A 19784-nucleotide genomic window follows, 5' to 3' on the forward strand; every position below is an offset into this window, starting at 1 on the left:
TGATTAATCACACAGTTACTCAGCTATTCATTTTAGAGCAAATCCGTGTGTATTGCAAAATTCGACAAGAAAGGTGACGTGGCAACTATGAGCGATTCTGTTTTTCTGAAACGCACAATTGTAAAAGAAACGCTTTGGAGTGAACATCTGCAGGAGGAACGCAAGTTACGCATCTACCTCCCTCCCGGCTACAACGAAGTTTTAAGCTACCCAGTGGTGTACTGCCAAGACGGTGAAGAATTCTTTAACTTTGGCCGCATTGCTACACTTGCTGGACGTCTTATAATAGAAGAGGACGTGGAGCCCTTCATCATTGTTGGTGTCGAAGTAGACGTCGCGGTGCGAACCCAAGAATATGCTCCTTTTGGCAACCGATTCAAACAGTACTTATCTTGCTTTTCCGAAGAGATTATTCCCTTCATTGAACAAAAATATCCTGTACGCCGTACGCCGGACGAACGTATCTTAGCTGGCGACTCCCTTGGGGGCAGTGTATCACTCCATCTTGCCCTTGCTTATCCAGCGATCTTTACCCGTATCATCAGCCTTTCAGGTGCATTCTATCCTGAATCCCGCGACATGCTGGCTGAGGAAGAGGATCTATCCTGGCTCAACATTAATATGGTCGTTGGTCTGCAGGAGACCGACTACAAAACGGATACTGGTATTTATGATTTTGTTCAGATGAATCGAGAAACAAAAACATTGCTTGAATCACGTGGAGCAACCGTATCCTACCGAGAGAAAGACGGACGCCATCTCTGGGGCTTCTGGCAGAAAGAACTCCCAGAATCTCTACTCTATTTTTTAAACACATAAAGACCTATTGATAGTTGTAAATAGTGAACATCTAAAGAACAGTATGTAGATTACTTGATGGCGCTTACAGTATAATCCAGCAACTTTACTCGATTTACAATATAAAACATACAAAGAGAGCTGTAATCCAAAGAGGTTACAGCTTTTCTCTTATCATTCTTTCCAGCAAGATGTCACAGCCCGCGTTAATCAAGTCATATACCTGCTCAAAATTACCTGTATAGTAAGGATCGGGCACTTCGCGCAGTTCCTCCTCAGGCAATAAATCCATGAAGAACATTAGTTTGGCGTCTTCCCCGCCTGAAACCTTTCGAACATTCTCTCCATTAGACTTGTCCATGCAGATGATGTAATCAAACTTTTGGAAGTCTTCGCTGCTAACTAGACGCGCCATCATATTCTCATAGCTGATGCTGTGCTGATCAAGAATATGTCTTGTTCCTTCATGTGGTTCCTTGCCAATATGCCAATCTCCAGTTCCCGCTGAGTCTACAAGAATCTTATCAGATAGTTCTCGTTCATTAATCTTATGCCGCAGAACAGCCTCTGCCATTGGTGACCGACAAATATTACCCAGACATACAAACAGTACGCTTACGATTTCCTTCACCTCCCAGTTGTTAAACCTAATTATATGTGAATTTATACTCAAAAGATCGCACACTATCATTTTAGCGTTCTCGAGGTCAATTGTGCAACCTTTCGATCTGCATTATACTGGACAGGATACTCAACAAGAGGTTTAAGAGGAGGAATGGATGTTATGTCATCCAAACGAGTCGTTATTTTTGCCGGTGGAGCATTATCTCCTGATTATTTCGATCTATTAGATGAAGATGATTTTATTATCGGTGCGGATGAAGGAGCATTGTTTCTCATTTCGCACGGATATACACCAGATATAGCAGTAGGTGATTTTGATTCTGTTTCACCTGAGGCACTTCAAAATATTGAAAAGAAAAGTAAGAAGACCATTACCTGTGATGCCGTGAACAAGGATTTGACAGATAGCGAGATGGCGCTCGATATTGCGATGGATCTGCAACCGGAGTCGATTCTACTATTAGGTGTTACCGGTACTCGTATTGACCATTCCCTGGCTAGCATTCAAATGATGACAAGAGCTCTGCAACGTCAAATCAACTGCTACGTCATGGACACTCATAACTATATAACCCTTACAGGTTCCAAGGTAGTGATCAACGATTTAGGCTACACGTACGTTTCTTTACTGCCTTTAACCCCAGAAGTATCAGGTATTACCTTAGAAGGGTTTCAATATCCATTAACTGACGCTACCCTGAAGCTTGGACAATCACTTGGTGTGAGTAACAAACTGATTTCGTCCTCAGGAACGGTTAACATTCGAAGTGGATTGCTGCTGATCATTCAGAGTAAAGACTAGATACATAGGGAACATAATTAACGTAAAAATGCTACTTTTTTATAGTTTAGAAACATCATTGTAACTTTTATCTCAAATTCGAAAAAGCCGTGAAAACTCTTTAGTACCAAGGGTTTTTCGGCTTTTTTATGATCCCAATATATCAAATTATTAATTTTTTGTAACTTTTAATGAATTTTTAATAAAACGCTTACAACCCATGCCCAGCCTCACTTTATTGCACCTCTACCAATTTTTATGTAATAGATAACCTGCTATACTACGAATCAGGCAAGCAAGACAAACAAATTCAACAACAAAGACTAACACCTTGGAGGTACTACAACATGAATAAACAACAATGGATTAAAAAAGCGATTGTTATAGGAATGGTTACTACAATGGGCTTAGGTACAATGATGGCAACAGGCGTAGGCGCAACGAAAGTTGAAGCAGCTACCGTGTCTAAAGGTCAAAGTGTAGTGAATTTAGGGAAGAAATATATGGGCGTGCCTTACAAGTTCGGTGCATCCACTTCTACTACTAAAGTTTTTGATTGCTCTTCTTTTACAAAATACATCTTTAAACAATATAATGTAACATTGCCTCGTACATCCGTAGATCAATCCAAAGTAGGCACAGCTGTATCAAAAGCTGATCTTCGTGTAGGTGATCTAGTATTTTTCTCCAGCGGTAGCAGAGCAAACGGTAAAAATGTAACTCACGTTGCTGTTTATGCAGGCAATGGCAAAATTCTGCACACTTACGGTAAACCAGGTGTTACGATTTCCGATCTTAACTCCGGTAATTGGAAAAAAACATATTTAAAGGCTCGCCGCGTACTGTAAACAATCGCTCTGTGGTAGAGTCATAACTATAAGAGAGAACTAGTCTCAGGATGTGGTGCCGCCTTCGGGCGCCCTCATTACATATCCTGTTCCGCGAACAGTGTGAATTAACTTGTTCCGGTGTCCTTTATCCATTTTCAAACGGATATGTCTAATGTAAACATCTACAACATTGGTATCTGCGTGAAATTGGTAACCCCATACTTCCTTAAGTATCTCGATGCGGGAGCATATCATTCCTTGGTTCGCAGCGAGATAATACAATAGATCAAATTCTTTGGGCGTCATTTTTAACTCGATCCCGTCGCGACTTACAAACCTGCGGCTGGGATCGAGCATTAAACCATCGACTCTCAGTATTTGGTTTAAATTTCGACGCCGTCCAGTAAGGGTTAACAAATTTAGAATTCTGTGTTTGAATTCACCGGTATGTAAAGGCTTTGTCATATATTCATTACCCCCGGCTGAGAACGCCGAAACTGCCCCAGTTCCCGATTCAGATTGTTCACCGGAAATCACCATTACCGGTAGTATCATCCCCTCAGCTCTTACAGCGGAAATTATGTCCCAGCCTTCCCAAGTCCCCACCTCGCATAACTCAGCAAGCAGCAGTACCGGTTCTACTTTTGATATGGATAAGCGGAGATCCTCGGGATCTTCGCTTTTTGTTGCTTCAAGTCCAATATCTTGTAGCACACTTTCTATAACGGCTCGATCTTCTTCTCTACTACTGCTATCAGCCATATACCATATTATTTGTTCAATCACAAAGTCCCCCCATATCCATATGACCTGCACCAGCATCACAGCGGTACATATAGAATTCCCGGAAAACAAAAAGACCATTCCTGAGAAATGGCCTCAACACCTATTTACAGCTTCTTTATCCAAAATATCGATGATAAAAGCTTCGAGCAGCAGCAATATCTTTTGTCCCATGAATCAACGCTCTACCATCAGCAAAAATAACTAACCGATAAGGTCCTTCTATAAAAGAAACCAGATAAGCGTTGCTGTCCACGCTTCCACTTCCTAAACGAGACAACCGATCCGCAGTTTCCTGCAAATTAAGCTTCTGTGGTCGCGCAGGGCGAATTTGCACTGTATCCCTCCCACATAGAACATCGCCTCGTCCGGTATTCGCTGCCATTAGATAGGGATAGATCGGATGACTCCCACAAGAAGGGCAGTTTTTCTTTTTGGCAGCTTTTACTCCAATTTCATGGTATTCATTCCGCCACACATCAAACGTTAACAGTTTGTTTCTTAATTGAGCTTTACGCTTACCTAGTAGTTTCAACGCCTCTGCCGTTGCATTTGCCGTAACTAGTTGGACTGCCTGCGGTAGTATACCTGCCGTATCACAGGTATCACCTCCTAATGGTACTGTGCCTAGAAGACAATGAAGACATGGAGTTTCCCCAGGCAAAATCGTATATGTTATTCCATAACTGCCTACACATGCACCATAGATCCAAGGAATACCGTGCTTAAGCGCCATATCATTAATGATGAGCCGAGTATCAAAATTATCTGTACCATCCATGATCAGATCAACCCCTGAAATGAGCCCTTCCAGCTCTTCGGCACGAACATCTATAACGTGAGCATCAATAACGACCTCAGAATTAATCTGTTGAAGTCTGCTCTGCGCAGCAGCAGCCTTAGGTATACGTTCTTGGGCATCTGCCTCAGTATAGAGCTGCTGCCTCTGAAGGTTACTCCACTCTACATAATCACGGTCAGCTAAAATAATTTTACCGACCCCGCAGCGTACCAACGTCTCTGCAATTCCCGTACCAAGCGCACCTGCACCAACGACTAATACACTAGACTGCGCGAGCTCTTCTTGTCCTTCTACGCCAAATGGGGCAAAGCGGACCTGCCGCGAATAACGTTCTTCACGCCCATCATTATGGATCATTCGATCCCCCTCCCCATATCCAAAAACCGGAGAACAGCAGATCGTCTGCTATTCCCCGGGAGTATGATGATTCTATACTTGTACTGCTGACCACTGTTCAACATCCCAAATTTTCGTAACCCAATCTTCATAGAAATCAGGTTCATGGGAGACGAGCAGAACTGTGCCTTTATATTCTTGTAATGCCCGCTTCAGCTCAGCTTTGGCAATAACATCAAGGTGATTGGTAGGTTCATCGAACAGAACCCAGTTGCTCTCACGCATCAACAGTTTACAAAGACGGACCTTAGCTTGTTCACCACCACTCAGCATGCTAAGCGGTCGGGTAATATGCTCATTTTTCAGGCCACAGCGAGCTAGATGTCCACGCACTTCATTCTGGGTTAGACTAGAAAATTCATTCCAGACATCCTCAATAGGTGTAAGATTAGCTGCTTTCACTTCTTGTTGGAAATACGCGGAGTTCAGATAATCTCCTAGATACGTTTTACCGCTATACGTAGGAATCACGCCAAGAATAGTCTTCAGGAGCGTCGATTTACCGACACCATTGCAACCAGTTATAGCGATCTTCTCTCCACGCTCAATGGTCATATTTAGCATAGGTAACAACGGACGATCATATCCGATCTCGAAATCAATGCCTTCGAAGACTGTTTTACCGCTGGCACGACTCTCTTTAAACTTAAAGGTAGGCTTAGCAGCTTCTTCTGGACGATCAATTCGATCCATACGATCTAGTTGTTTCTCACGGCTTTTCGCCCGTCCAGATGTGGAGGCACGAGCTTTGTTACGCTGTATGAAATCTTCTTGTTTCTTAATAAAATCCTGTTGTTTCTCATAAGCATCAATGTGTTGGATTTTATTCATCTCGGCCATATTCAGGAATTTCTCGTAGTTCGCAGTGTAACGAGTAAGTTTACCGAACTCAAGGTGATAGACCACATTTACGACTTTATTCATGAATTCCGTATCATGAGAAATCAATATAAATGCATATGGATATTGCTTCAAATAGTTTGTTAACCAGTCGATATGCTCAACATCCAAATAGTTAGTAGGCTCATCCAGCAATAGTACATTCGGCTTCTCAAGCAGAAGCTTCGCGAGCAGAACTTTTGTGCGCTGACCCCCACTTAGTGAAGCAACATCACGGTCAAGTCCAATAACGGATAGGCCGAGGCCATTCGCCATTTCCTCCACTTTTACATCAATAAGATAAAAATCTCCGATGTCCAGCTGTTCCTGAATGTCTCCCATTTGCTCAAGTAACATCTCTAACTCTTCAGGAGAAGCGTCGCCCATCTTTTCAGTTATAGTTAGCATTTCCTGTTCCAGCTCTAAAAGCGGCAAGAAAGCGTCCTTCAATACATCACGGATGGTTTTCCCTGGCGTTAAGATCGTATGCTGATCCAAGTAACCATAACGGACGCGAGGCGTCCACTCTACTTTTCCACTATCCTTCAACAGTTTTCCTGTCAAAATATTCATAAGCGTCGATTTCCCTACGCCATTTGCTCCTACGATTCCCACATGCTCACCCGGTAACAACCGGAAAGAAACATTTTTAAACAACGTCCGATCCCCAAAATTATGGGAAACGTCTTCTACACTAAGTAAACTCATAAATTCTCCGCAAGCTCCTGTCTATACTTAAACTTATACTTTCTTATTTTTTTCAAAACACGTATAAATATATATTTTAACACACTTTAATGCAACACTGAACTAAAAGTTAGTTGAGTGAAAAGAGGAAGCATAGAGAACCGCTTCATTCAGCCTTTCTTTTAAAAAAACTTCGGGCTTTCCCCTTACTCGGTAAATCTAATACTTCCTCAAACATTCCATTGATCACTTCTATCAATTTCCCCTTAGGCTGGAATGGATCTTGCTGAAAAGGTAGTGCAAAAACCTTATCTGTACCTATAGCCGCTTGTAGCAGTTGTGCAGACGAGTGTTCAGCTAGCGGTAACCCCACCCTCCAATTCGTCTCAGGCTGTAAACCCTTACGCCTAATCCACAGAAGTAAATCTTCGAGTCGCCAATCTGCACCAGAAGTAATTAGAATCGGCATATCGCTATATTTGAACTCAGCAAGCGCCCCTTCATATTCCCCAACGCCAAGATCCAACACTACAAATTGATAATCCCCTCTCAGCAAATCAGCCATTTTTCCGTGAATAGGACGTTTCCAATAATGCACCCCTTTCCATGAAAAAGCAGCTTGTTCCTCCTTAGATGGGACAGGAGTAATCTGTGTGTACAATAGGTTGCGAATGCGGTCATAAACCGATGAATTGGGTGAACAATCAACCCAAGCCGTTGCCCCCTTCTGTGCAAGAAAGCTACTCAGCGCAAAAGAAGTATGTGTTGTTCCAAGACCTGAAGCTACACCGAGCAAAGCAATAACAAACGATTTTCGCTTTTCAAGCGGTAGCGGTAGTGAGACTGCTAAAACACTTCCTCTCTCCCTTTCGGATTCCACTTTAACTAACGCCTCTAGAACTGTTTCTGCATTCTGATACCGTTCCTCCGGATGATGCCGCAGCAAACGTCTTACGATTGGTATTATCCCAACTGGCATATGGTTATATAACCGATCTTCCATTCCGTACTCCCAGTGGCTACATTGCCCTCCAGTTGCCATATAGAGAATTAATGCTCCAAGTCCATATAAATCAGATACTGGCTGACTCTGTCCACCTCCATATTGCTCAGGTGCAGCGAAGCCAACCGTACCCAGCTTAACCGTATCTTCAGAGATACCGTGTTTGTAGCTTCGTGCGATCCCAAAGTCAATTAACATCAGTTCTTTTTGCAGTGTCAACATGATATTTGAAGGCTTTAGATCACGATAGATAATCGGTGGTTGATGACCATGCAGATATTGAAGAACTTCTAAAAGCTGCTTAGCCGCCTGAATGATGAAGTCACCTGGCAAAGGTCCGGGATTATCCTTCATTAGCTGACTCAAGCTCACACCTTCAATATAGTCCATAATTAAATAGGAATACCCTTCTCGATCCGGAAGATAGAAATCGACAATACGCGGCAATCGCGGGTGGGCTAATGTAATTAACATATCGGCTTCCGCTTGGATGTCAGAATGCAGCGCATCTAAGCATAAGCTTTCTTTTACAGCCCATTGTTTACCCTTTAGACGCAAATCATCTGCAAGATAAACAATACTCATCCCACCTGAACCAATCAGGCCCGTAATTCTGTATCTGTCATCAATAACCTGTCCAATCTTAAGCTTCGTCTCAAAATACAATCTAACTCCCCCTTTTCGCAAAAAAAAAGAGAAAGCTTCCGCCATTAACATTCTTACCGCAAAATACGGAAACGTTAATAACGGGATGCTTTCCCTTAGTATTTAGAATATGTTTGATTTAGTACTTAACCATATAAAGTGTAATTTCATCACGATTATGGAATAGCTGCTTTGAACGCTGAATCTGCATACGCTCCCCTTCAAACATCGCAATAATTTCTTTGATCATCGCAAGTGGTTTCTTATGCATCAGTTTTACGGTCACAATGGCTGTCCCACCCGGTGACAGACTGTGGAGTAACCCGGTTACTAGCTTCGCCATCAGCTTAGGACTCCAGCTCATATCGCACACGAGCAGATCAAATTCATTGTCCCGGAATTTTACTTCTCCTGCGTTTTTACGAAGGATTTTCAAGCCCGGATAATTACGAAGGGACTCATGCATTAACGCAGGGTCAACCGCCGTAACCTTCATTCCACGTTCCAGTAAGAAAGAAGTCCACCCACCTGGAGAAGCACCAATATCTAACGCATTACGGAAGCTGTAAAAAGGAATATCAAACTCCTTCTCCGCTTCCATTAGTTTGAACTTGGCACGTGAGATTTGTCCATCTTCCTTACGGAAACGGATGGCACCGCCATTCCAGCTAGATAAATTAGCTTCTGGTCTGGACACACCTGCATATAAGGCATTCCCGTCTGCGTAGACTGAAATAACCCAGGCTGGATCTTGCACAGTAAATTCTGCGCCTAAGCTCTGCAGTTGCTCTTGGAGCCATTCACGAAGTTCTCCCGGACTGTCCTGCCAGAAGGAAGGATCACCTTTACGAACGTTCAGGGATACCTTTGCACCCTCAAGCTCAGTGTGGCGACTTAAATACACCGCCAAACGCTCTAGAGCTTCCATGGTTCCTTCATCCTGAAACTGAACAGGCTGTATATGACGCAGGAAAATGGGAAGATTCTGTGTGAGTAGGCGCGTTACTTCCTCTGGTTCACATTGCAATGTAGCCAGAAAGATTTCGCCTGGAAGTAACAAGGTACTCTTCACAGCACCGAATAAACGGCGAAGCTCTTCTTGCGCATAAGGCGCAAATCCGTGATTAGCTGTACAAATATATCGGGAATATACTTCTTCTTCCGGAGCAATGTTCTGCTCTTCGGTATCTTGTCTTAAATCGTTCAAATCGTTTTGCCTCCAGGTCTAATTTTAATCCAGGGACGACCGCTATCCCATTCAACATCAACAGGAATATCATAAGTGGCCAAGATCATTTCATTCGTTAATACTTCTTCTTTCGGTCCAGATCCAGCTAGCTTACCCTCACGAATTAATGCAACATGCGTGAAAAGCGGGACAATTTCTTCCACATGGTGAGTTACGTACACTACAGAAACATTACGCTGTCTCAGCTTATCTATTTCAGCCAGCATTTTTTCCCTTTCATATAGATCAAGGCCAGCACATGGCTCGTCCATAATTAATAGCTTAGGGTCAGCCATAAGACATCTTGCCAGCATAGCTTTTTTACGTTCCCCCTGTGACAAGGTCCCAAAAGGATGAAATGCCATATTGCCTAGATTCATATCTTCCAGCATGCGGATTGCTTTCTCTTTTACTTCGGTAGGGATTGTTTCGTAGAAACGCAAATAAGCGTAAGCACCTGTTGCTACGACCTCCCACACCGGATCATTTAATGACATCTTTTCCATCAAGGAAGGCCCGATATAGCCAATTTCTTTACGAACCTCGCGTATATCACATTGCCCATATTTATTACCCAGCACTTCTACAGTCCCTTTGCTAGGAAACAAATAACCAGTCATCATCTCTAAAATTGTGGTTTTACCGGAGCCATTCCGTCCCAAAATGACCCAGTTCTCACCTTCTTTAACTTCTAGCGACACATCGTCCAAGATTAAGCTTTCTTCCCTGCGGAGAGATAAATGTTGTAATGAAATGATTATGATATAACACTCCTTATGTATTCCAGTACTCGCTCAACTGAAACCATGGAATAATAAACATTCGGATCATTTTCCCGTTCTGCAGAAGCTACAAGTAGTGCAGGAACGCTCGTAATACGATATTGTTGTACTAAATTCGGCAGCATGTTCACGTTGCCTGCAACCATTTGAAGTTCAGCAGGCAATAGATGAGCCGCCACCTCTAACATCCGTTCAGCTGCCTTACAAGTACCGCACAGTGGAGTGTGTAAAAATATTATAAGCGGTTCGCCTGAACTCTCGAGCGCCTCCAGTAATTCCACTTCATTCATTGCCTTCATTTCAAGTCCGTCTCCCCGGCGATATCGTGAAGCTTATCAGAACTCAGGGGACCATTTACCAAAAGCATCCCCTCAGGTTTAGCAGTATATAAGATCTCATACATTTCTTTTCGCCCCCAAAGACTGGAAGTGTGCAAATAGATTTCTCGGGGGAACAGTCCTTCCAATACGATCCGTCTGGCAACTTCTCCACCCGAATAATCATCCGGCCCCATATCGTAATCCAGTGATAAAACATCTACCTCGCACTCACGCAACATTAGAAGACATTCTTCCGTCGAACGAGCCAGAGCGAACCCTTTAGGTACTTTTCGAAGATCATCCATAAAGATATGAATCACAATTACGCCTCCGCTTCAAACCAACCACGCACGGTAGCAATTTCTTTTCGGTGACTGCCATCCGCACCCTTCTCCGTTTCCATGACAACAGCTGAGCTTCGTAAAAGCCCGGAGGACATTAAGCTTTTTAGCCCCTGTTCTCCAATATGTCCTTGTCCGATTCCAGCATGCCTGTCGCGTCTTGAGTCGAAAGGAAACTTAGAATCATTTAAATGGACAGCAACAAGATGTGGCCAAAATCCAAGTCTCTCTCCTCGTTCAAGGAAGTCTTCCGTTCGCTCAGGGTTCCAGATACCAGCTGCGTAAGCGTGACAGGTGTCCAAACAAAATCCTATTTTCTCCGGAAATTGGCTAAGCTCTCGAACTTTCACAAGTTCTTCAAGTGTAATTCCTTCATTTCCATGGTTGCCGGCTTGATTCTCTATAAGCAGCTTAGTACGACCATCCCAGGACTGAAGCACCTCATTCATACATTGTATAATATTTTGATAGCCTTGTAACGGCTCCATTCCACCAAAATGTCCAAAATGAACAACGATGCCTAATGAACCACAAGCTTCTGCAATCTCCAGATCATTTAAGAGAGAGGCTACATAAACCTTTCGTGGAGTAACATCATCTAGCCCAGCCGCCATGTTAATCCCATAAGGTGTGTGAGCAATCGAGGAGATCCCTTTTTCTTGACAAAAGAGCAAACAATCCCTCGTATCTCGAACATCCAACTGTTTAAGTTTTAAACTGCGCGGGTTTTTAGGGAAATATTGAAAACATGTTGCACCGCTCTCCCAAGCGAATCGGGCAGCTCTCCCATATCCACCGCGAATGCTAACATGAGCCCCTATTTGAAGACTATTGGTCATGCTGACAGTCTGGGCAATAAAACACTTTGCGTCCAGAAAGCTCTGTTTTGATAATTGTTCCCCCGTCACGAAGGCAAGGCTCGCCTTCACGATCATACACTTTACATTGATTATTATATGAACCTGTAACTGTATCCCCAGTCATAAACGGCATTTCCATGTACCCACCAATTTCCGTGGCCTCAGTTAGTACGTTTTGGATGCTCTCAAATAGACGGGTTATGGAGTCAGACGTTAAATTCTGAACTAGTGTAGAAGGCAACAGCCTAGCTTCAAAAGCAATCTCATCGGCATAGCAATTCCCGACTCCAGCCATCACATGCTGATTTACTAACAGGCTTTTTAGCGCACCCCGCCGTCCCTTTAATAATCCTGTAAACCGTTCTAGCGTCATTCTACGATCCAGCAATTCAGGCCCCAATTTACCCATTGTAGCTTCACTTTCCTTAACGGACACCAAATGCAGATACCCTAATCGAAGTCCTATGAAGTAAAGAATTTGATCTCCAAATACGATTTCGACTTGTGTGTTTCGATCCGGCCGTTCTTCCTCTGATCCATAAAAAAGGAGTCCACCTAACATCAAATGTAAAAGTAGTCTTCGTCCATCATGAAGATGAAACAAAATATACTTGGCACGCCGCTCAACAAAAACAACACGGGCACCGATTAATGCATTTTTAAAAGCTTCTGTCTCAATATTAATTGATTTCTCTCTGTTCACGATTACATCAGAAATTGGCACATTTATAATATGCTGACTTAGCAGCTTTTTGTAATTCTCCATTTCCGGCAGTTCCGGCATAGCTCATCGTCCCCTCTAGGTTGGTGAAGTAATAAGATCCTAGCTATTATACACCGAGAAACGTTTTAAGTTCAGTTAAATCGGCACAAATTTCATCTGGTGAGATCCCTGTAATGTTTTTATAGTGTTCAAGATTCTCTGCGTTAGTCAATCCAGTAAATACAAGAACTGTACGACAGCCCGCATTTACTCCAGCAGCTATATCTGTACGCATATTATCACCAACTACCACAGCATGTTCAGGCTCAATATTTAGAAGATCTGTTGCAAACTTGATTAAATGAGATTCCGGCTTACCAATCACTACGGGACTCACACCACTAGCAGCCTCGATGGCTGCTCCGATCGTACCTGCACCTGGCATCACCCCATCATCTGAAGGGAGCATTAAGTCTGGATTGGTGAGTACAAACTTAGCACCTCCCATAATCCAGCGAGAAGCTTGCGATAGCGAAGTATAAGTGAAAGATCGATCGATGCCTTGCAGTACATAATCGGGTGAGTCTGTGACGATGCGGAGCCCAGCTTCGGTACAAGCCACATGCAAACCCTCTTCTCCAAGTATCGCCACTGCAGCCCCAGGTGATTCCTCAGCTATGTAACGTGCGGCCGCCATTGATGAGGTACATACCTCCTCAGCTTTCGCATCGATTCCCATTCCACATAAATGTGCAGCCACATTAGCTGCTGTACGCGATGAATTGTTGGTAACAAATAGAAATGGAATACCCGCTTCACGCAGACCCTTAATCAGTAAATCTGCACCAGGAATCATTTTATGTCCATGGTATAACGTACCATCTAGATCAATCAATAATCCTTTAATCTGTTCCATTATAAATCCCTCTATTTCCATAAGAAATTAATTAATGTAATGAATAAATAATTGTATTAATAAAATCTAAGACCAGGCTCAGCTTGGATTTAGAATAGTTAGTAATACTTTTTTTTGATGATATTTCCCCTTGGTTTTCGGCAAGATTTCCAGCCATTCGTACCGCTTTCACCCTGTAATTACTTTAAATCTAACACACTTCGTCGAATGAAATCGAACGAGAGACTCATCCAGCATTTTTTAGCATAGCACTGTCATTTCCTGCGCTTTCCCGGAAAATAATCATTTCCCCAATTGCCCGTTTTGACCTCGATAAATTGGATATGTGCTGAATTCCTCAGCTAACAATGTCTCTGGAAAAATGAGCTCAGCTTCTTCCAGCAAAGGAATCAACTCTTCAGACGAACTGTAACGAGAGCTGAAATGAGTCAACAATAGTTGTCCTGCTTCGGCTTCCTTTGCTAGCTCTGCAGCCTGACGAGCTGTGCTGTGATGATATTGATAAGCCATTTCTGCCAGATCATGAGCAAAGGTAGCTTCATGAACGATAAGGTCTGCATGAAGTGAGAGTTCTAAAGCTCCTGAACAAGGTCTTGTGTCTCCTAAGATCGTAACAATACGCCCTCTTTTAGGTTCTCTAACAACATCAGCAGCGCAGATACGAACACCTTCATCCGTTATAACATCTTCACCTTTTTTTAATTTTCCATATAACGGTCCAGGTTTTAAGCCATAGCTCTTTAGTAATTCCGTATTGAGGCTCCCGGGACTATCCTTTTCCGTTATCCGGTAACCATAGCTATCAATACGATGCTCTAATAATGCTGCCTCCACTTTAAAACCATCATCCTCAAATACCGTTCCTCCTGTATGCTCGACAATCTCAATCTTGTATGGAATTCGGGATTGGCTCACAGCTAAGGATATATCTAAGTATGCCTTTAATCCAGGTGGACCATAAACCGTTAAAGGCGAAGTCCCTCCCTGATAACCACGACTAGATAATAAACCTGGAAGACCAAATAGATGATCTCCGTGTAAGTGTGTAATAAATAGCTTTTCCAGCTTCCCTAGGCGAATCGGTGAGCGAAGAACCTGATGCTGAGTCCCTTCCCCGCAATCGAACATCCAAATGCTACGGCGTTCTTCCAGAAGTCTTAATGCAATCGACGTTACATTGCGTTGTATCGTTGGTACCCCTGCATTCGTACCCAAAAAATATAATTCCATCCTTGTTCCTCCCTTCCTCTTATTGGCTGAACAATCTCTTATCTATTCTAAACGTCCTTCTTCCAGCAAAAAACCCCCCAGTTACGGGAGGTTCCGCTGATAGGGATACAATCTCCCTACAGACCAGGTGTAAAAATGAAAGAATTACAGCTTCTCTACATTAAAATACTGCGCCTCTGGATGAGCGAAAACCATCGCCGAAACGGATGCCTCAGGCTCCATCATAAAGCCTTCTGTAAGATGGACACCGATATCCTCCGGGGATAGTAGCTTAAATAGTGGTCCCTGATCTTCCAGATCTGGGCATGCCGGATAACCAAAGGATACACGAATCCCTTGATATCTTGCTCCATGTCTTTGTTTCATGGTCATATCGGCAGGATCTGGGAAACCCCATGTATCCCGCATCATGTGATGAACACGCTCCGCTAATCCTTCTGCGATCTCTAGCGCTACAGATTGTAAGGCATGTGAGCGTAAATAATCTCCATTGTCCTTAAGGGCTGTTGAGAGTTCACGAACACCGTGTCCCGCAGTTACTACTAAGAAACCAACATAATCCATAATTCCACTCTCGACCGACTTCAAAAAGTCTGCTAGACAGAGATAAGGTTCTACACCTTGTCTTGGGAAAGTAAAGGTATGCAGAATCTCGGCTGTATTCTGTGGATTATACACGATAATATCGTTACCACTGGATTGTGCCGGGAAGAATTGATACATCGCATGAGGAGTAATCGTACCTTCCAGCATCGCTTGATGTAGAATGTCATCCACAGTCCCTTTTAACTCAACAGTCCGTTGATCACCAGCAGCTAACTGAGCTTCTACAGAACCACGTAGTCCCAGATGATGACCCAGCAGCATTTGCATGTTCACATAAGGGATAATATGCCCCAATGGATAATTACGAATGACATGACGTTCTAAATCCGGTGGAACAAATACAGGAGCATCTGGAGAAATTTTGGAGCGTACTGCTCTTGTTAGCTTAGGAAGCTCTTGCTTTGGAGCTACCGCAACAGCCGCTTCAGCTTCCACGCGAATTTCCTCGGCAATTTTCTCCCGTTCAACTGGGTTCATCAGCCGATTAGCAATATCAAGTCCATCCATAGCATCCTTAGCATACAGTACTAAACCATCATACTCAGGGCGTATCCGTGTTTTGGTGAACTTACGAGTCAGAGCAGCACCGCCCACCATAATCGGCACATCAATCCCTGCCGTCCGTAAGTCTTGTGCAGTCAGCACCATTTGCTGTGCCGATTTTACGAGCAGTCCAGACAATCCGATCGCATCAGCTTTTTCTCGACGAAACGCTTCGATAATGGTCTCAGGTGGTACTTTTATACCCAAATTAATGATCTGATAACCATTATTCGATAAGATGATCTCCACCAAATTCTTACCAATATCATGTACGTCACCTTTTACGGTTGCTAGCATGATTTTACCTTTTACCGATGTCTCATCCTTCTTCATAAACTGCTCCAAATGACCAACAGAAGCCTTCATTACTTCAGCGCTTTGCAGCACTTCGGCAACGATCAATTCATTGTTATTAAACAATCGTCCAACCTCTGACATCCCTGCCATTAACGGACCATTGATAATCTCCAAAGGTCCTGATTTGGTAAGCGCCTCATTCAGATCCGGAATGAGCCCTTCTTTCGTGCCTTCAACCACGTAAGAAGCCAGGCGCTCTTCTAGGGACAGGTTAGAAATTTTTTCTTTTTTCTCAATCTTCTTCCCACGGAAGGCGGCAACAAAAGCAGCAAGCGTGTCGTCATTCGTATTATAAATTAACTCCTCAGCAAGACGACGGTCTTCAGCAGGAATAGAAGCATAACGTTCTACCTTCTCGGTATTTACGATCGCATAGTCTAAGCCAGCCTTAGTACACTCATAGAGGAATACTGAGTTCAGCACTTCACGTCCAGCTTCCGGTAACCCAAAGGAAACGTTACTGATCCCCAAGATCGTATGAACACCTGGAAGAGCTTCTTTGATCAAACGAATGCCATCTATTGTTTCTTTGGCCGAGCCGATATATTGTTCATCCCCGGTGCCTACAGGGAACACAAGCGTATCAAATATAATATCTTCTGCCGCTAAACCGTACTTATTCACCAGTAAGTCATAAGAACGTCTAGCAACTTCCAATTTATCCGTAGCCTTGATCGCTTGTCCAGTCTCATCAATCGTACCCACAACAATAGCTGCGCCATACTTGTGAATCAAAGGAGTGACCAGCTCGAATTTTTCTTCACCATCTTCAAGGTTAATAGAGTTAATTATCGCCTTACCTTGACAGTACTGTAATGCCAGATCAATAACATTAGGGTCGGTAGTATCGATCATCAAAGGAACTTTAACCTTTTTTACAACCAATTCTAGAAACAGCTTAATATCTTCAGTCTCATCACGGTCCGGATCTTGCACGCAGACGTCGATCACTTGCGCACCGCTCTTCACCTGTGCTCGGGCAATTTCTGAGGCTTCCTCATACTTACCTTCGACGATAAGACGTTTAAACTTGCGTGATCCTAATACATTCGTACGTTCGCCTACCATGTATGGACGGTTGTCGTTCTCAATATAAATAGGTTCAATCCCTGAAAGTGCCGGTGGATGATTTCCTGCAAGCGGACGTGGAGGGAATTGTGAAAGCGCCTCAGACATAGCACGGATATGTTCCGGGGTCGTTCCGCAGCAACCCCCAGCAATGTTAAGCCATCCCTTTTCTGCAAACGCAGCAATTTTACGCGCAAGCGAATCAGGAGATTCATGATAATGCCCATTCTCGTCTGGCAGTCCAGCGTTCGGATAACAACTCACAGCAGCAGAAGAGATTGCAGAAAGTGAACGAATATGATCACGCATAAACTCTGGACCCGTCGCACAGTTCAGACCTATAGAGATAGGCTTCAGATGTTCTAAAGAAATATAGAATGCTTCAATGTTCTGACCGGCAAGTGTGGTGCCCATCGGCTCTATTGTTCCCGAGATCATCACTGGCAATTTGATACCCGTCTTCTCAAATGCATTTCGAATACCTATACTTCCAGCTTTCACGTTCAGCGTATCCTGAGAGGTCTCAAGCAATAATGCATCTACAAGACCATCAATCAATGCCACTGCCTGTTCCTCGTAGCTATCAACGAGCTCTTGGAAAGTGACACCCCCTGTAACAGAGAGTGTCTTTGTTGTAGGACCCATCGCACCTACGACATAGCGGGGACGATCTGGTGAATCATATTTATCAACGGCATTGCGGGCTAGCTTTGCTGCAACCAGATTAATTTCACGAGCCCGCTGCGGAATATCATATTCAGCAAGTACAACAGACGTTGCACCAAATGTGTTCGTTTCAATGAGATCAGCACCTGCTTCAAGATACTGCTCATGAATCGTCTGAATGACTTCTGGACGGGTTAATACTAGCATTTCATTACAGCCGTCCAATTCTTCCCCACCAAAATCCTCACCTGTCAAAGGCACCTGTTGGATCATTGTGCCCATGGCACCATCTAGAATTAATATTCTTTGTTGTAAGCTTTCCTCAAGTGTATATTTAGCCAACGTATAGTCCCCCCAGTAAAACATTAGAGTAAGTTTAGCAGAATAAAGGAATTTCGAAAAGCCTTCCTTTCCACTCTGCATTATCTGTAATCACAGGAAATGCTATTCTTTTAATTATGGTTTCACAGAGAGTTCTTTATTAGGCATAGAATGCTGAGTTCTTGCAGTTACGTGTGATGTAACAATATATTGTCCTTCTTTCGCAAGTGTTCCTTCTGCTTGATAGATTCCATCACCGACTAGCTTCCCTTTAAATTCAATTTTCTGTTCACTATCATCTTTGCTCACAATTTCGAACAGAACCTCTTTCGCATCATCCACTGCCTTGTTGTCTTGCGTCACCACCGCCTCAAAGGTCACCTTCTGATTTACAACAACCTCTTCAGGACTCCAATGTAACTCAACCTTAATAGGCTCCATAGACATGTCCATGTTCATATTCATATTATGTACGCCAGAATGTTTAGATTGGTCTGATGAACATCCTCCCAATACTAAAAGTGTTGCGCCTAATAATAAAGGAACTATTGTTCTTGAAATCTTCATTTAGATTCCTCCCAGTCGATTTGAATACTAAGAATCTACCAATTCATGTTATACATTCTCCATCTATTATACACATTATTATTGGTTTTTCAGTATTTCGCAGCAATTCAGCTAAACTCTTGTGACTTAGATCATATACTAGTAAATCTCATCTATCGTACTAAAAATGATGTAGATATAAAAAAGACAGCAAGTCTCCTAGTAACTAGGAACTCACTGCCTTCTTAAAGCTTAAATGAATGAAAGCCTCAGCTCAAATTTATAAAGATTGGACTAATGATAGAAGCTCTCCAAGATGTTTGATTTCATAATCCGGCTGAATTTCCGGATCTGGCTGTTTGCCTTTTCTATTAATCCAAACCGTAGTCAAACCTGTTGCCAACCCACCACGAATATCCGTTGTAAGCTTATCTCCGACCATAACGCCTTGCTCAGGTGAAATATCCAAAAGCTCTAGGGCATGCAGAAAAATTTCCTTATCCGGCTTTCCTTTGCCGAAGCTTCCAGAAATCACGATGTGATCAAAGAAAGGAACGATTTCGGGTACACCATCCAGTTTTTCTTGTTGCAATGCAGGGCAACCATTGGTCAGAAGCAATAGCTTCACTTTACCCTGCAGCTCTTCAAGCACCTGAATCGTTTCATCATAAATGTAAGGCCGATTTCTACGCTCTGCTGCGAATTTGGCTGCTAATGTCCCAGCAAGAGCTTCGTCCTCTACACCAAGTGCTGCAAGACCACGACGCCATGCCTCTTTACGATATCCCGGTGCAAGCTGCTCCAATTGACGAAATTCCGGCTGTTCACCTGCAGTAAAGTTCCCCCAAAGTGCTTCAAACGGATTAATCCCAATCATTTTTGTAAACGGGTTCGTTTCGTAGGATTCATAAAGTCCTATGGCTTCTTTACGCACCGCAATTTCCAGCTCTTGTGGATCAATCGTATCCCCGGCGGCTTCACATGCAGAACGAAATGCTTCATTGACGCTCCGATCATCCCAGAGCAGTGTATCATCAAGGTCAAATAGTACGGCGGAAATTGGCATTAC

At 43.3% G+C, this 19784-nt stretch carries 19 protein-coding genes; 3 read left to right on the forward strand and 16 right to left on the reverse strand.

All coding sequences use genetic code 11. The annotated features are described in order from the left end of the window. The first annotated feature begins 87 nt into the window (after positions 1–87). Positions 88–819 (forward strand): alpha/beta hydrolase, encoded by a 732-nt coding sequence (locus CA600_RS22020; protein WP_094872936.1) that lies wholly within the window; start codon positions 88–90, stop codon positions 817–819. Positions 820–955: 136 nt separating this feature from the next. On the opposite strand, the gene CA600_RS22025 is transcribed toward CA600_RS22020, so the two are convergent. Further along, positions 956–1420, reverse strand: coding sequence for a low molecular weight protein-tyrosine-phosphatase (locus CA600_RS22025; protein WP_094872987.1), 465 nt, complete (start codon positions 1418–1420; stop codon positions 956–958). 162 nt (positions 1421–1582) lie between these two features. Here CA600_RS22025 and CA600_RS22030 point away from each other — a divergent pair, with 162 nt between their 5' ends. Both CA600_RS22030 and CA600_RS22035 read left to right on the forward strand, forming a co-directional pair. After that, the gene (locus CA600_RS22030; RefSeq protein WP_094872938.1) at positions 1583–2224 is read left to right on the forward strand and encodes a thiamine diphosphokinase; all 642 of its coding nucleotides are present in this window, start codon (positions 1583–1585) and stop codon (positions 2222–2224) included. Positions 2225–2550: 326 nt separating this feature from the next. After that, positions 2551–3051 (forward strand): C40 family peptidase, encoded by a 501-nt coding sequence (locus tag CA600_RS22035; protein ID WP_094872940.1) that lies wholly within the window; start codon positions 2551–2553, stop codon positions 3049–3051. Between the two features lie 45 nt (positions 3052–3096). Here CA600_RS22035 and CA600_RS22040 read toward each other — a convergent pair whose 3' ends face one another. The 15 genes from CA600_RS22040 to CA600_RS22110 all read right to left on the reverse strand — a co-directional run bounded on the left by CA600_RS22040 (position 3097) and on the right by CA600_RS22110 (position 19781). Then, on the reverse strand, positions 3097–3819 hold the full coding sequence (locus CA600_RS22040; protein ID WP_179281698.1) for a response regulator transcription factor: 723 nt from the start codon (positions 3817–3819) through the stop codon (positions 3097–3099). Positions 3820–3934: 115 nt separating this feature from the next. Then, positions 3935–4975: a ThiF family adenylyltransferase gene (locus tag CA600_RS22045; RefSeq protein WP_094872944.1), complete on the reverse strand. Its 1041-nt coding sequence runs from the start codon at positions 4973–4975 to the stop codon at positions 3935–3937. Positions 4976–5047: 72 nt separating this feature from the next. Beyond that, a complete protein-coding gene (locus CA600_RS22050; protein ID WP_042188823.1) occupies positions 5048–6601 on the reverse strand; it encodes an ABC-F family ATP-binding cassette domain-containing protein in 1554 nt (517 codons plus the stop codon). Between the two features lie 145 nt (positions 6602–6746). Beyond that, complete coding sequence (locus CA600_RS22055) at positions 6747–8249, reverse strand: serine/threonine protein kinase (RefSeq protein ID WP_179281699.1); 1503 nt, start codon at positions 8247–8249, stop codon at positions 6747–6749. Positions 8250–8367: 118 nt separating this feature from the next. After that, on the reverse strand, positions 8368–9435 hold the full coding sequence (locus CA600_RS22060; protein WP_094872947.1) for an SAM-dependent methyltransferase: 1068 nt from the start codon (positions 9433–9435) through the stop codon (positions 8368–8370). Then, positions 9432–10214 carry an ABC transporter ATP-binding protein gene (locus CA600_RS22065; protein WP_094872949.1) on the reverse strand — a complete coding sequence of 261 codons (783 nt, stop codon included), beginning with the start codon at positions 10212–10214 and terminating at the stop codon, positions 9432–9434. Before CA600_RS22065 ends, CA600_RS22060 begins: the two co-directional genes overlap by 4 nt. Then, entirely contained in the window at positions 10214–10537 is a 324-nt protein-coding gene (locus tag CA600_RS22070) for a thioredoxin family protein (RefSeq protein WP_094872951.1), read from the reverse strand. Before CA600_RS22070 ends, CA600_RS22065 begins: the two co-directional genes overlap by 1 nt. Next, a complete protein-coding gene (locus CA600_RS22075) occupies positions 10534–10878 on the reverse strand; it encodes a cyclic-phosphate processing receiver domain-containing protein (protein ID WP_094872953.1) in 345 nt (114 codons plus the stop codon). The genes CA600_RS22070 and CA600_RS22075 overlap by 4 nt, the downstream gene beginning before the upstream one ends. A gap of 2 nt (positions 10879–10880) precedes the next feature. After that, the gene (locus tag CA600_RS22080) at positions 10881–11738 is read right to left on the reverse strand and encodes a deoxyribonuclease IV (RefSeq protein WP_094872956.1); all 858 of its coding nucleotides are present in this window, start codon (positions 11736–11738) and stop codon (positions 10881–10883) included. Next, positions 11728–12543, reverse strand: coding sequence for an Fpg/Nei family DNA glycosylase (locus CA600_RS22085; protein ID WP_094872957.1), 816 nt, complete (start codon positions 12541–12543; stop codon positions 11728–11730). The genes CA600_RS22080 and CA600_RS22085 overlap by 11 nt, the downstream gene beginning before the upstream one ends. Positions 12544–12589: 46 nt before the next feature. Next, entirely contained in the window at positions 12590–13378 is a 789-nt protein-coding gene (locus CA600_RS22090) for an HAD-IIA family hydrolase (protein ID WP_094872959.1), read from the reverse strand. Between the two features lie 282 nt (positions 13379–13660). Further along, complete coding sequence (rnz, locus tag CA600_RS22095; protein WP_094872961.1) at positions 13661–14608, reverse strand: ribonuclease Z; 948 nt, start codon at positions 14606–14608, stop codon at positions 13661–13663. A 144-nt stretch (positions 14609–14752) separates the two neighbouring features. Next, positions 14753–18130, reverse strand: coding sequence for a methionine synthase (gene metH / locus CA600_RS22100; protein ID WP_373455903.1), 3378 nt, complete (start codon positions 18128–18130; stop codon positions 14753–14755). A gap of 174 nt (positions 18131–18304) precedes the next feature. Further along, on the reverse strand, positions 18305–18736 hold the full coding sequence (locus tag CA600_RS22105; protein WP_094872965.1) for a FixH family protein: 432 nt from the start codon (positions 18734–18736) through the stop codon (positions 18305–18307). 259 nt (positions 18737–18995) lie between these two features. Beyond that, positions 18996–19781, reverse strand: coding sequence for an HAD family hydrolase (locus CA600_RS22110; protein ID WP_094872967.1), 786 nt, complete (start codon positions 19779–19781; stop codon positions 18996–18998). Between the last annotated feature and the right edge of the window lie 3 nt (positions 19782–19784).

The organism is Paenibacillus sp. VTT E-133280, from assembly GCF_002264385.1.
GTDB classification, from domain to species: domain Bacteria; phylum Bacillota; class Bacilli; order Paenibacillales; family Paenibacillaceae; genus Paenibacillus_AQ; species Paenibacillus_AQ nitricinens.

Coding starts and splice junctions, on each gene's coding strand:
- CA600_RS22085 (WP_094872957.1), bottom strand. CDS start 12,543: ATGCCGGAACTGCCGGAAATGGAGAATTACAAAAAGCTGCTAAGTCAG.
- CA600_RS22035 (WP_094872940.1), top strand. CDS start 2,551: ATGAATAAACAACAATGGATTAAAAAAGCGATTGTTATAGGAATGGTT.
- CA600_RS22045 (WP_094872944.1), bottom strand. CDS start 4,975: ATGATCCATAATGATGGGCGTGAAGAACGTTATTCGCGGCAGGTCCGC.
- CA600_RS22070 (WP_094872951.1), bottom strand. CDS start 10,537: ATGAAGGCAATGAATGAAGTGGAATTACTGGAGGCGCTCGAGAGTTCA.
- CA600_RS22050 (WP_042188823.1), bottom strand. CDS start 6,601: ATGAGTTTACTTAGTGTAGAAGACGTTTCCCATAATTTTGGGGATCGG.
- rnz (WP_094872961.1), bottom strand. CDS start 14,608: ATGGAATTATATTTTTTGGGTACGAATGCAGGGGTACCAACGATACAA.
- CA600_RS22110 (WP_094872967.1), bottom strand. CDS start 19,781: ATGCCAATTTCCGCCGTACTATTTGACCTTGATGATACACTGCTCTGG.
- CA600_RS22080 (WP_094872956.1), bottom strand. CDS start 11,738: ATGACCAATAGTCTTCAAATAGGGGCTCATGTTAGCATTCGCGGTGGA.
- CA600_RS22020 (WP_094872936.1), top strand. CDS start 88: ATGAGCGATTCTGTTTTTCTGAAACGCACAATTGTAAAAGAAACGCTT.
- CA600_RS22105 (WP_094872965.1), bottom strand. CDS start 18,736: ATGAAGATTTCAAGAACAATAGTTCCTTTATTATTAGGCGCAACACTT.
- metH (WP_373455903.1), bottom strand. CDS start 18,130: ATGGGCACAATGATCCAACAGGTGCCTTTGACAGGTGAGGATTTTGGT.
- CA600_RS22090 (WP_094872959.1), bottom strand. CDS start 13,378: ATGGAACAGATTAAAGGATTATTGATTGATCTAGATGGTACGTTATAC.
- CA600_RS22030 (WP_094872938.1), top strand. CDS start 1,583: ATGTCATCCAAACGAGTCGTTATTTTTGCCGGTGGAGCATTATCTCCT.